10 protein-coding genes, 1 tRNA gene and 1 pseudogene are annotated in these 11,852 nt (G+C 58.3%); 9 read left to right on the top strand and 3 right to left on the bottom strand.

All coding sequences use genetic code 11. The annotated features are described in order from the left end of the window. Positions 1–229: 229 nt before the first annotated feature. From BFL40_RS04235 to BFL40_RS04215, 5 genes are all read left to right on the top strand, one after another. Entirely contained in the window at positions 230–1,003 is a 774-nt protein-coding gene (locus BFL40_RS04235; protein ID WP_017138656.1) for an ABC transporter ATP-binding protein, read from the top strand. Positions 1,004–1,016: 13 nt separating this feature from the next. Continuing rightward, positions 1,017–1,769: an ABC transporter substrate-binding protein gene (locus BFL40_RS04230; RefSeq protein ID WP_071482590.1), complete on the top strand. Its 753-nt coding sequence runs from the start codon at positions 1,017–1,019 to the stop codon at positions 1,767–1,769. 71 nt (positions 1,770–1,840) lie between these two features. After that, entirely contained in the window at positions 1,841–2,533 is a 693-nt protein-coding gene (locus tag BFL40_RS04225; protein WP_071482589.1) for an ABC transporter permease, read from the top strand. Further along, complete coding sequence (locus BFL40_RS04220; RefSeq protein WP_071482588.1) at positions 2,533–3,222, top strand: ABC transporter permease; 690 nt, start codon at positions 2,533–2,535, stop codon at positions 3,220–3,222. The genes BFL40_RS04225 and BFL40_RS04220 overlap by 1 nt, the downstream gene beginning before the upstream one ends. After that, complete coding sequence (locus tag BFL40_RS04215) at positions 3,203–4,390, top strand: methyltransferase (RefSeq protein WP_071482587.1); 1,188 nt, start codon at positions 3,203–3,205, stop codon at positions 4,388–4,390. Before BFL40_RS04220 ends, BFL40_RS04215 begins: the two co-directional genes overlap by 20 nt. A 241-nt stretch (positions 4,391–4,631) precedes the next feature. Here BFL40_RS04215 and bcsQ read toward each other — a convergent pair whose 3' ends face one another. Next, a complete protein-coding gene (bcsQ, locus tag BFL40_RS04210; RefSeq protein WP_071482586.1) occupies positions 4,632–5,537 on the bottom strand; it encodes a cellulose biosynthesis protein BcsQ in 906 nt (301 codons plus the stop codon). Positions 5,538–5,998: 461 nt separating this feature from the next. Here bcsQ and BFL40_RS04205 point away from each other — a divergent pair. Further along, positions 5,999–6,074 (top strand) — tRNA-Thr (locus BFL40_RS04205). 207 nt (positions 6,075–6,281) lie between these two features. After that, positions 6,282–6,536: pseudogene (locus tag BFL40_RS04200) on the top strand (DUF3077 domain-containing protein); the annotation flags it as partial. Between the two features lie 47 nt (positions 6,537–6,583). Here BFL40_RS04200 and BFL40_RS04195 read toward each other — a convergent pair. Continuing rightward, positions 6,584–7,069 carry a hypothetical protein gene (locus tag BFL40_RS04195; protein ID WP_071482584.1) on the bottom strand — a complete coding sequence of 162 codons (486 nt, stop codon included), beginning with the start codon at positions 7,067–7,069 and terminating at the stop codon, positions 6,584–6,586. Positions 7,070–7,203: 134 nt separating this feature from the next. Between BFL40_RS04195 and BFL40_RS04190 the strand changes: the two genes are divergently transcribed. Continuing rightward, positions 7,204–8,109, top strand: a complete 906-nt coding sequence (locus BFL40_RS04190; RefSeq protein ID WP_071482583.1) for an AraC family transcriptional regulator — start codon at positions 7,204–7,206, stop codon at positions 8,107–8,109. A gap of 103 nt (positions 8,110–8,212) precedes the next feature. Further along, positions 8,213–10,342, top strand: a complete 2,130-nt coding sequence (locus BFL40_RS04185; RefSeq protein WP_071482582.1) for a M48 family metallopeptidase — start codon at positions 8,213–8,215, stop codon at positions 10,340–10,342. 73 nt (positions 10,343–10,415) lie between these two features. Here BFL40_RS04185 and BFL40_RS04180 read toward each other — a convergent pair whose 3' ends face one another. After that, a complete protein-coding gene (locus tag BFL40_RS04180) occupies positions 10,416–11,702 on the bottom strand; it encodes an OprD family porin (protein ID WP_071482581.1) in 1,287 nt (428 codons plus the stop codon). Between the last annotated feature and the right edge of the window lie 150 nt (positions 11,703–11,852).

The following is an 11,852-nucleotide window of genomic DNA, read 5'->3' as shown; positions in this document are numbered from 1 at the left end:
GCACCATCGCGCCCTTTTTTACGCGAAGCCTGTGGATTTTCGGGTTCAAACGGCTGTTGGGTTGTTGATGGCGCGACACGCTGCTGTGCCGATGCGACACCCTGCCGCAGACCACCCGTTAACCGTCCGCAGCGCTGTTGGCTGTCATCCGAACGCTATGCTAGCTTGGCGCCTCGCCAGGAAGGCGGCCCAACAGCGTCGAACGCAATGAACACAATGAGGACCGCACATGGCCGAGGCCGCGCCCGCACTTGAAATCCGCAACTTGCATAAACGCTATGGTGAGCTGGAGGTACTCAAAGGTATCTCGCTGACCGCTCGCGACGGCGATGTGATCTCGATCCTGGGTTCCTCCGGTTCCGGCAAGTCCACGTTCCTGCGTTGCATTAACCTGCTGGAAAACCCGCACCAGGGGCAGATCCTGGTCGCCGGTGAAGAGCTCAAGCTCAAGGCTGCAAAAAACGGCGAACTGATGGCCGCCGATGGCAAACAGATCAACCGCCTGCGCAGCGAAATCGGTTTTGTGTTTCAAAACTTTAATCTGTGGCCGCACATGAGCATCCTCGACAACATCATCGAGGCGCCCCGCCGTGTACTTGGCCAGAGCAAGGCCGAAGCGATAGAAGTGGCCGAAGCCCTGCTGGCCAAGGTCGGCATCAGCGATAAGCGCCACGCCTACCCCGCGCAATTGTCCGGCGGCCAGCAACAACGGGCGGCCATTGCGCGCACCCTGGCGATGCAGCCCAAGGTCATCCTGTTCGACGAGCCCACCTCGGCCCTTGACCCGGAAATGGTTCAGGAAGTACTTAATGTGATCCGCGCGCTGGCCGAAGAAGGCCGCACCATGCTGCTGGTCACCCATGAAATGGGCTTCGCCCGTCAGGTTTCCAGTGAAGTGGTGTTCCTGCACCAGGGCCTGGTCGAAGAGCAAGGATCGCCACAGCAGGTGTTTGAAAACCCGCTTTCGGCGCGCTGCAAACAATTCATGTCCAGCAACCGCTAACGGAGCAACATGCATGCAGAACTATAAAAAATTCCTTCTGGCCGCGGCCGTCTCGATGGCGTTCAGCGCCACGGCCATGGCAGAAACCTTGAAAATGGGGATCGAAGCGGCGTACCCGCCCTTCAACAATAAAGACGCCAGCGGCAACGTCGTGGGCTTCGACAAAGACATCGGCGACGCCCTGTGCGCCAAGATGAAAATCGAGAAGTGTGAAGTGTATGTGTCCGACTGGGACGGCATCATCCCGGCCCTGAACGCCAAGAAGTTCGACTTCCTGGTGTCCTCGCTGTCCATCACCGATGAACGCAAGCAAGCTGTCGACTTCACCGACCCGTACTACTCCAACAAGCTGCAATTCATCGCGCCTAAAGCCACCAAAGACTTCAAGACCGACGCCGGTTACCTGAAAGGCAAGATCATCGGCGCCCAACGCGCGACGCTCGCCGGTACCTACCTGGAAGACAAGCTGCCGGAAACCACCGCCAAGCTCTACGACACCCAGGAAAACGCCTACCTCGACCTGACTTCCGGCCGTTTGGACGGGATCCTCGCCGACAAGTACGTGCAGTACGAATGGCTCAAGAGCAAAGACGGTTCCGCCTACGAGTTCAAAGGCGACCCGGTGGTTGAAAGCGACAAGATCGGTATCGCCGTACGCAAAGGCGACCCGCTGCGCGAGCGCCTGAACAAAGCCCTGGCAGAGATCAAGGCAGACGGCACCTACAAGAAGATCAACGACAAGTACTTCCCGTTCAGCATCGAATGATCTGAGCGACTTGCCCGGCGCGCACCTTCAGCGCGCCGGCTTTTAGCAATGCCTTGCGATATGAAAACACCATGAATTTCGATCTCTACGGGTTCGGCCCGGCGCTGCTTGCCGGCGCGCTGATGACCGTCAAACTGGCGCTCACGGCTCTGTGCCTGGGGCTGATACTCGGCCTTGCCGGCGCCTTGGCCAAGACTTCTGCGTACAAGCCATTGCAATGGCTGGGCGGTGCCTACTCGACCATCGTTCGCGGCGTACCGGAACTGCTGTGGGTCTTGCTGATTTATTTCGGCACGATCAATGCGATGCGTGAACTGGGTGAAATTTTCAACATCCCCGATCTTTCGCTCAGCGCCTTCGCTGCGGGCGTGATCGCCCTGGGGCTGTGTTTTGGTGCCTACGCCACCGAGGTATTGCGGGGCGCGATCATTGCCATTCCCAAGGGCCACCGCGAAGCCGGTGTGGCGTTGGGCCTGTCAAAGTTTCGCATCTTCACCCGCCTGATCATGCCGCAGATGTGGCGCATCGCCCTGCCGGGCCTGGGCAATCTGTTCATGATCCTGATGAAAGATACCGCGCTGGTCACGGTCATCGGCCTCGAAGAAATCATGCGCCACGCGCAGATCGCCGTCACCGTGACCAAGCAGCCGTTTACCTTCTATCTCGTCGCCGCGTTCATTTACCTGTGCCTGACGTCGCTATCGATGGTGGGTATGCACTTCCTGGAAAAACGCGCCGCCCGCGGCTTCGTGAGGACGACGTAATGGAATGGGAAGTCATCTATAAGTGGCTGCCGAAGTTTATCCAGGGCGCCGTCCTGACTCTGGAACTGGTGAGCATCGCGGTAATTCTCGGCCTGATCCTGGCGATCCCACTGGGCATCGCTCGCTCGTCCAAGCGCTGGTATGTTCGCTCACTGCCCTACGCCTACATCTTCTTCTTTCGTGGTACGCCGCTGCTGGTACAGTTGTTCCTGGTCTACTACGGCCTGGCCCAATTCGATGCTGTACGCGCAAGCTTCATGTGGACTTACCTGCGCGATCCTTTCTGGTGCGCCACGGCCACCATGACGCTGCACACCGCGGCTTACATCGCCGAGATCCTGCGCGGCGCCATCCAGGCCATCCCGCCGGGTGAAATTGAAGCGGCCCGGGCGCTGGGGATGTCCAAGCCGAAAACGCTGATCTACATCATCCTGCCTCGCGCAGCGCGCATCGGACTACCGGCTTACAGCAACGAAGTCATTTTGATGCTCAAGGCCAGCTCCCTCGCGAGTACCGTGACCCTGCTGGAACTGACCGGCATGGCCAGGACCATCATTGCGCGCAACTACCTGACGGTTGAGATGTTCTTCACCGCCGGCGTGTTCTACCTGCTGATCTCCTACCTCCTGGTGCGCGCCTTCAAACTGCTGGAACGCTGGCTGCGCGTCGATGCTTGCCAAGGACGTTGAAGCACGCTTCCAGGCGCTGGATGCGTTCCTGACTGAACATCAAGGGCTGTGGCGACCACGGCCCTTTGTTCACCTGCAATTACCCTGGGAAACCCTGCATCCCGAGCTGGCCCAGTGGCTGCGTCAGCGCTCGCTGGCTGACGCCGAAAGCAGTAACAACCTGCCCCATGACCTGCCGGCGCCAGCGCCTTTTCCACAGTTGGCCGCACAAGCCCTGCACCTCAGCGCTGTGGATAAGTTACCTGCGCATCCCCTGGAACCTGCCCGCCACCGCCTCAACGTCGATGTACCCGGCCGCAAGTGGCAACAGATCGAAGCGTTCGGCGCCGCCCTGCAGTTTGCTGAAACACCCATGCACTGGCTGGACTGGTGCGCCGGCAAAGGTCACCTCGGCCGACGCCTGCTGCAACCTGGCCAACAACTGACCTGCCTGGAATACGACCCAGCCTTGATCGCCTCCGGCCAAGCCTTAAGCGACCACCACGGTTTGCCCGTCACCCATCGCCTGCAAGACGTGATGGCCGATGTGTCGATCGGCCCGGAATACACCCCTATCGCCCTGCATGCCTGCGGCGACCTGCACGTACGCTTGCTGCAATTGGCCAGCGCTGCCGGCTGCAAACAACTGGCATTGGCGCCTTGCTGCTACAACCGCATCAACGCCGACACCTACCAAGCACTGTCCGGCGCAGGCCGCGCATCGGCCTTGCAGTTGTCGATCGACGACTTGGGCCTGCCGCTGAGCGAGACCGTCACCGCAGGCAAACGGGTGCGCCAGCAACGAGACACCTCCATGGCCCGGCGCCTGGGCTTTGATCAGTTGCAACGGCAATTGCGCAACTGCGACGAATACTTGCCCACGCCGTCCCTGCCTGCCAGTTGGCTGGATAAACCCTTCGCCGACTATTGCCGAGAGCTGGCTGGCCTCAAGGGCTTATCCACAGGTGAGCAGGATTGGCTGGCGCTGGAGGCACACGGTTGGCGCCGCCTGGCCGAAGTCCGCAATCTAGAGTTGGTACGGGGTCTGTTTCGGCGGCCGCTGGAAATGTGGCTGGTGCTGGATCGGGCCTTATTCCTGTCAGAGCAAGGCTATAAGGTCGAGATAGGCAGCTTCTGTGAACCGGCGCTGACTCCGCGCAACTTGATGGTGCTGGCCGAGCGCGATTAGGGGGCAAATTTTCCTACGCGTGCCCTGTGGATAACTCTGTTGATGAATTCTTTACAGAAGCTGTAGCAATCAACGCTACAGGCCAAAAGCCACGCTGGTCATTTTTTGTTCACAAAATAAAACGCACACAAAACAGGCAGTTGCAGCACATTGAGAACGGCTCCACAAAATGGCTGTTTCGTGACAGTCGCAACCAACCGATTGTGCATAAGCATCTGGCGTTAAGCGTATAAACCGCGCTTTATGCGTTTCTTCTCGACGCTTTCAACAGCAGGCAAATTTCGTTGAGATCGTCACTGGCCATCCGCTTCGTCACGCTGTCCAGCGGGTCGGCAGCAAACGCCAACGCCTCGTTGATCGCCATATCGCGATGAACCTCCAACGGCGCTTTTCCCAGGCGTAGTTTGAACGCGTCGACCATGTCCAGGCTAAAAGCATTGCTCTCATCCAGTTGGTTGACCACCACATGCACACTGGGTGGGCGCTCGCCCTCAAGGTGCGGGGCCAGCAATAGATCCAGAGGGTCCAGCGTGCCAAGGCACGCAGCATCAGCTTGTACGATGACCAACACCACATCGGCAACGCTCAGGGCTTGATGAAAATAGACGTTATTACCGGCGGGCGTATCGATGATCACCGTGTGCTGCTCGCTCAAGCCCAAAGACGAGAGACGCCGCGCCAGCCAGATAGGCTCATGCTTGAGCCAGCGCTCCAGGCTTTCCTGCTGCTGGACGTCGGTATCGCCGAAGGTAATCACCTGGCAACCGGCAAAGCCCTGTTGTTGCAACGGGCTCCATTGCCCATGCTCCAGGCTGGTGCGCCCAATACCGGGCAATGTCGAACTGACGCCGAAGTGACGATGCAAGGCATTTTGCGGGTCCAGATCCAGCGCCACCACCGATTCGCCATGGCGCTGCAAACCGCTGCTCAAGGCCGTGACCAAGGTGCTACGCCCAACACCGCCATTCATCGACACCAGCGCCACGACTTTAGGGCGCAGCACGACGGTATCAGTGGATTGGGATTGTGGGTGGGCGCCTTCGTCGCCAGGAACGCTGCCAAAAAAGTGCATCCGCGCATCAATCCCTTGTGCATCGTGGGTGACATTTTTGCCGAACAACGCCAAAAGTTCATCGCTAAGGCTCATAGCCTGCTCCTCACGACGCAGCTCAAAGACGTGAAGGGCGGCAAGCAGTTCTCACCGGAGGTCTTCTTGAAGGCGTCGCAGTTAAAGCATTCTGTGACAGCAATGGTAAAGTGTCATTATTTTGATGTTTTTATTGGTTATTTTTTAGATGAACGGTAAATAGTCAATTTAATGACCAGCATCCGGACAGCTGAAACCCCTCTGTCGCCACCAAACTGGGTGGATGCACAGATTCTGTAGCTGGGATTGAAGGGATGGAGCCAGATGTCAGTTTGCGGACAATTGTGGGATGGAAATTGGCCCGGTTTAAAGGCCCTCGGCACACCCGGGGCCCCGGCTGTAGAGCACCCTTATGGCGATGAAAAAGCAGCGATCGCAAAAAAACATTCATTTCTGCAAAAATAGTCAGAATTCAGGGGTTTACAGAAGCTTGCCAATCGCTATAATCGTCGCCCTAACACGCCGGTATAGCTCAGTTGGTAGAGCAACTGACTTGTAATCAGTAGGTCCCGGGTTCGACTCCTGGTGCCGGCACCATATAAGACGAAGCCCTCGCAGAAATGTGAGGGTTTTGTTGTTTCTGGCGCTTGAATCTCGATCGTGCAGTGAAGTAGACCGGTTCCCCCCCCGCAGCTACTCCCTTTCACCAACCTCTCAACCTTTATGCGAAATTATGGGTGGCCAATAATTATGGCGCCCTCATAAAACAGATAATCACATCAGCCGCTAGCTCCCCCCTCCAACACCCTCGGCGTCACCCCCTTCGCCTTTCACTCCGACCAACCTCTGTTCCGCGTCAACAGCGGTGTTTCCCTGCATGAAGCCTTGCACCACGTTTCCGATTTACTCCACGTCGCCAAGTTGCTCGCAGAAGATGCGGCGATGACGAAGGAGACGGACCGTTATGCCTGGGCGTCGCATTATTTGCAGGAGATGAGCAAGGCGGTGATTGATGATGTAGTGAAGGTATTGGAGTCGCCCTGTAATAACGGGCAATAAGCAAAACGCCCCAGCGTGTGAATGCCGGGGCGTTCTTATTGGCGGTGTTAGGCCAACCGACCGCCTTTCCTGCGCAAGTACAGCATCTGCGCGCCCAGCCCAATGACGAGCGCCAGCGCAATACTGCCTTGCGCGCCAATCAGCACTGGCGAGTGCAGGTCGGTGACTATTGGGTGGCCGTCGGGGACTCGGCGCAATGTCTCGGAGACTGTGGGCACCATCAGGAAAAAAGCGGTCAGGCTCAAGAAAATGGTTTCCAGGTACGCGCGCGCTCGCCCCAGCCAGGCGATATGCCCCACGCCATAACCGGCCAGCAGCAGTGCAAGGGTAATGACGCCAATGATGTTGCTGACGGGTTGGTGCGCGACCAGGAACACAGTGAAGGCACCGATCAGCATCGACGCCAGGTAGAGCAAACCTGGCGTTGAGCGGGGGACGATGCGTCCGTGTCGAATGAACATATAAGCCGCCAGGGGAATGGCGGGCAGGCTGCCGAGGGTGTGTATCCAGCCAAGGGCGGAGATTCCGAACATTTGATGTGTTCCCATGTGATTGGATGATGTGCATAAACGATCAGTGCCGGAAACGGCCTCGACGGTTTCGTTTTGGTTGCATCAGCACGCTATGATCTCGGGAGTCAGCTTAGAGAAAGCGTGGGCAACCAGACATGATGAATCCCCTCGAAAATTTGATCATTCATCCGGAAATGAAGCTGGAAGGGCTTGCCAAGGGTGATTTGCTGTCTCAGGTTTTGGCGCAAATTCGCCTGACTGGAGACCGTGTTTACTCAACCGCGCTGAGCAATGCGCAATGCCTCGAACTCGACCGGCAGAGCGCTCATATTTGCGTGGTTCAGCAAGGTCGGCTACATCTCGAAGACGTCGATCAGCCGGCAGTGACGCTGGAGCAAGGCGATATCATCTTGCTTCCCCACAACCCTTCAGGGGTCAGGATCACCGCCTGTGATGGGCCGGCGGCGGTTGTGATCTGTCGGTTCTGGTTCGATGCGAGCAGTTTCCAGGCAATGCTGTTTGCCCTGCCCCGACTTATCCACATCCGAAAAACCCAGGCGGCAGATTGGGCGGAAGGCATCCTGCATTTCATGTTGCTTGAAGCCAATGACACGCAACCGGGCGGAGCGCTGATGATCTCGCGCCTTATAGATCTGACGGTTATTCGTATCCTGCGAACCTGGGTGCATCAAAACGCTGCTTCCGGTTGGCTGGGCGGGTTATCGGACGCACGTATAGCTCGGGCACTGAAAGCCATTCACGAAACGCCGGGGCGGCAGTGGCGTATCGATTCGCTGGCTGAAATTGCCGGCATGTCACGGTCCAATTTCTGCGACCGATTCAGCTCGCTGGTAGGACGCTCGCCGTTGCGTTACCAAAATGAATGGCGGTTAACACTGGCGAAAACGATGCTGGCGAAACACGACAGCCGCATCGGAGAAATCGGCTTTGCCATTGGCTATGAGTCCGAAGCGGCTTTCAGTCGCGCCTATAAAGCCTTTTTCGGTCGCTCGCCACGTGATGACAACGCCCCGAGCAGTAAAGGCCGGGGCGTGCTCTGATCAGTGCCCGGCGTTTTGAATCCGCCCAGTTGCTTGCCTCCCTCTATCTGCGCTACAGACCTTTTCGGTATAACCAAGATCTCTGCGTTGTGAACGGACTCCCATGAACGCCCTGAAGCTGATTTGCCTGCTCGTCATTTTCCCGCTGCTGCTGGCCGCCCTCGGTGGCTGGGAGCGCCAGCGTGCTGCCGAGTCAAACAGCGCATTGATCGATTACAGCGCCGACGTGGTCGTCGCCAAACTCCAATTGCGGAAGCTGGCGACGCAAGACCCGGCAGCTCAGGTCGACTTGGGCAAAGAAAAAATCAGCGTGCCGCTAGCACTCTCACGGCTGGATAAAATTGAAGCCGAGTTGCCCACTGCGCATCGCGTAAACCACGCGTTGCGTGCGCTGGCGCCGTGGGTGATTGGCCTTGGGCTGATCGCGGCCTTCATCGGTGTGGCCGCGCTGGCCGGCACGCACTGGGCGGGTTTGCGCGCGCAACAGTCGCGGGAAAAGTTGTTGCAGGTGTTCTCCCTCGGTAGCCGGCTGTTGCCTTATGTGCTGGTGAGCCATGTGATGGCAATGGCATCGACGGTAGCACTGGTGTTGAGTTTCGAAGGCTTGGCGTTGTGGCATATCGGCCGTCTGGGCAGTGGCGAGGTCAAGCTGATGGCCGTGCTGGGGGTGATTGCCGCGTTCAGCGTGTATTCGATCTGGCAGTTGCTCAAACAACTGCGGCACATGCTGGCGATGTTCGAACCCACGCCGGTTGAGATGTTCGGGCAGGTGGTGACGCCCGAGCAGGCGCCCGAGTTGTGGCGCCGTGTGCGCGAGCTGGCACACACACTGGGCGCGTTGCCGCCGGACCATATCGTGGTAAGCCTGACCCAGGGCTTTTATGTGACCTCCAGCCCAGCCACCGTGATGCCGGCCGAGACGCCGTTGAGCGGTCGCACCCTGCATGTGCCGTTGCTGTACCTGGGGCTGCTTAGCCAGGAGGAAATCGGCGCCGTGATCGGTCACGAGCTGGCGCATTTTGTAGGTGAAGACACTGAATACAGCCTGCGCTTCGTGCCGATCTACGACGGCGTCAATCGCAGCTTGGGCGCCTTGGTCGCAACGATGATGGTCAGCGACCTGATCCAGGGTTGGTTGATGCGGCCTTCGTTCATGTTCGGCGTGTTTTTCATGCAGCGTTTTGATCACGCGGTGAATCATTGGAGCCGAGAACGGGAGTTGTTGGCGGATGCCGCCGGGGCCCGGCTGGTGGGCAATGCAGCGGCCGCCTCGGCGTTGTTGCGGGTGTCGGTGTTGCATCCGCATGTCGAAGACTCATTAGGGGTGCTCTGTGAAGAAACCTCAGCAGTCGACCTGCCCGGCGCCGTGCTTGTTGCATTGCGAGGCAGTGAGTTGCAACTGCCGCCCGAGGCGCTGGAGATTCATCAGCCCCACCCTACCGATTCCCACCCTTCAAATGGCGAGCGCCTGCAAGCGTTGCAGGCGCACTTGGAGGACGCTGTGCGCAGCGCCCTTCGGGCCGTGGATGTCGACGCCGCCAATGCGCAAATCGACGCCTGTTTCAACGCGCCGCACTGCGTACGAGAACAGCTCTCCCGCGACTTGCTTGCCGTGTCGGTCTCCGAAAACACGGCCCACACCCACCTGCTGGAAACCATGGCCGCTTCGACCGAGGGCGAGCGTGCGCTGCATGAAGGTGGCCGTTGGCGCGGCACGCTGATGGCGGTGCTGGCCCTACCTTTTGTGTTGCTTGGGCTGGGCATCATGAGTCGGCCCTGGTTTGCTCCGGAACGCTTGAAGGGTACACCCTTGTCGGCCGTGGGCGCGGGGGCAGCGATCGGCAGCATCGCGTTGATCTTTCTGTGGATGGGCATCCGTCGCTTCAAGCGCGCACCGCAGACCGCGTTGCGCCTGACGCCGGAGCACTTTGTGTTCGCCAACCTGGCGCAGCCTTTACCGATCGAACACATCGCCAATGTCACACTGCAATTTGCCCAGGGGATCTGGGTGACCGTGGAGCTGACGCCGGAAGCACCGTTGCCCGAGCGACGTAAAACCGCGTTCGGTGTGCCCGGTGCGCGGGTCAACAAGAAGAAGCGCCAGGTACTGTTGCTGATGGCGCAGCTGTGTATCGACAACAAGAAAATCGAGCCCTTCGAAGGGCTGTCGCTGATGCTTGATTATGTGAACGCTTGTAACGCCCGCAAGATTTTGCAAAGCCGCCAGGACTAGGCCACAGGCATAAAAAAACCCCGAACCAGTCGGGGTTTTTTATCGCCTGGAAACAGGCGCGACGCCGGATCAATTAGAAAACGTTGATCGGGTAGTCGGCGAACAGGCGGATCTCGTTACCACCAACGTTGTAGTTGCTGGCGTTGTTGGAGACGCGCAACCAGGACGCACGAGCGCGCAGGCTCAGGTCTTTGGCTGGGCCGCTCTGAACGACGTATTTGAACTGGTTGAAGATTTCACGCTCGGTGCCACTGCCGCGGTTGGAACCGTCGTCAATGTTGGTGCCGCGCACGTAAGCGATGTTGTAGGTCAGGCCAGGCACGCCGAACGCACTGAAGTCCAGGCCGTAGCCTGCTTGCCAGGAACGCTCATCCTTGCCGTTGAAGTCGGACCAGTAGGAGTTGGCCAGCAAGATGGTGTTGCCACCGTCGCCGATGCCGCCAGCGTTGCGGTAGCCGCCGTACAGGTAGCCGGTGTCGCCGGTGCTGCGCTGGTGAGCGACGGTGAAGCTGTGCGGGCCAACAGCCCACGTGGCGCCCAAGCTCCAGATTTTGTTGTCGCGGGCGTCCGCATCACCTTGGTTTTCCAGGGCGAAGCTGCGGTCCAGCTTGGTTTTGTAGCCGTTGAAGTCAAAGGTCAACGATTGTTTCTCTGGCAGTGCCAGCACGTAGTTGACGTTGACGTATTGCTTCTTCAGCACGTCTTGCATGTTGGAGGCGTACAGAGCCGCCGACAGGCTTTCGGTGAATTTGTAGCTACCACCGATGTAGTCGATGCTTTTCAGGCCACCGCTGTCAGTGCCTTCGGCACTCTTGCGCGCTTCCTTGGTGAAGTGACCAGCGTCCAGTTGCAGGCCAGCGATCTCTTTGGAAACGATCGAGGTGCCAGTGTAGGTTTCCGACAACAGGCGAGAGTTGTCGTACTGCAGGACAGGCACGGCCGGGAACTGATCACCGTACTTGAGCACAGTGTTGGATACGCGGAACTTCACGGCAGCGCCGCCTTTGGACAGGTCACGTGCAGCTTCGCCGTCGGAACCTTGTTTGAAGAAGTCGATACCGCCCGCGCCACTGCGACCTTTACCACCGTCCAGACGGATAGCGTATTGGCCGATTGCGTCCACACCCACACCGACGGTGCCTTGGGTGAAGCCGGACTCGAACTTGCCGATGAAGCCTTGGCCCCATTCGGCTTTGTCTTGCTTGCCGTTTTTGTAATCACGGCTGATGTAGGCGTTACGTGCTGCGATATTCAGGTGGCTGTCTTCAACGAAACCCTTGGATTGCTCCTGGTCGTTTGCCATTGCCTGAGTTGCGCTCAAAATCCCCAGAGCGATCAGACCCATCCGTTGCTTCAACATTTCTTATATTCCTTATTACTGGTTGAGTACGCGCTGTGACACCAGGCTCCGTGTTGCTTTTCTGGTGTCGACTTTTTCCAGAAAAAAGAAGGCCCGCGGACGACTGAACTGCCGCGGGCCTTTTTTTATTGGATGAGTCATGGCGGTTAG

Source organism: Pseudomonas costantinii, assembly GCF_001870435.1.
Taxonomy (GTDB): Bacteria; Pseudomonadota; Gammaproteobacteria; order Pseudomonadales; family Pseudomonadaceae; genus Aquipseudomonas; species Aquipseudomonas costantinii.
Note: the sequence above shows the minus strand (reverse complement) of the source record. Positions and strands in the feature narration are given on the sequence as shown.

Excerpts from the sequence above, each read along its gene's own strand:
- BFL40_RS04235 (WP_017138656.1), top strand. The coding sequence starts at position 230 with ATGGCCGAGGCCGCGCCCGCACTTGAAATCCGCAACTTGCATAAACGC.
- BFL40_RS04230 (WP_071482590.1), top strand. The coding sequence starts at position 1,017 with ATGCAGAACTATAAAAAATTCCTTCTGGCCGCGGCCGTCTCGATGGCG.
- BFL40_RS04225 (WP_071482589.1), top strand. The coding sequence starts at position 1,841 with ATGAATTTCGATCTCTACGGGTTCGGCCCGGCGCTGCTTGCCGGCGCG.
- BFL40_RS04220 (WP_071482588.1), top strand. The coding sequence starts at position 2,533 with ATGGAATGGGAAGTCATCTATAAGTGGCTGCCGAAGTTTATCCAGGGC.
- BFL40_RS04215 (WP_071482587.1), top strand. The coding sequence starts at position 3,203 with ATGCTTGCCAAGGACGTTGAAGCACGCTTCCAGGCGCTGGATGCGTTC.
- bcsQ (WP_071482586.1), bottom strand. The coding sequence starts at position 5,537 with ATGAGCCTTAGCGATGAACTTTTGGCGTTGTTCGGCAAAAATGTCACC.
- BFL40_RS04195 (WP_071482584.1), bottom strand. The coding sequence starts at position 7,069 with ATGTTCGGAATCTCCGCCCTTGGCTGGATACACACCCTCGGCAGCCTG.
- BFL40_RS04190 (WP_071482583.1), top strand. The coding sequence starts at position 7,204 with ATGATGAATCCCCTCGAAAATTTGATCATTCATCCGGAAATGAAGCTG.
- BFL40_RS04185 (WP_071482582.1), top strand. The coding sequence starts at position 8,213 with ATGAACGCCCTGAAGCTGATTTGCCTGCTCGTCATTTTCCCGCTGCTG.
- BFL40_RS04180 (WP_071482581.1), bottom strand. The coding sequence starts at position 11,702 with ATGTTGAAGCAACGGATGGGTCTGATCGCTCTGGGGATTTTGAGCGCA.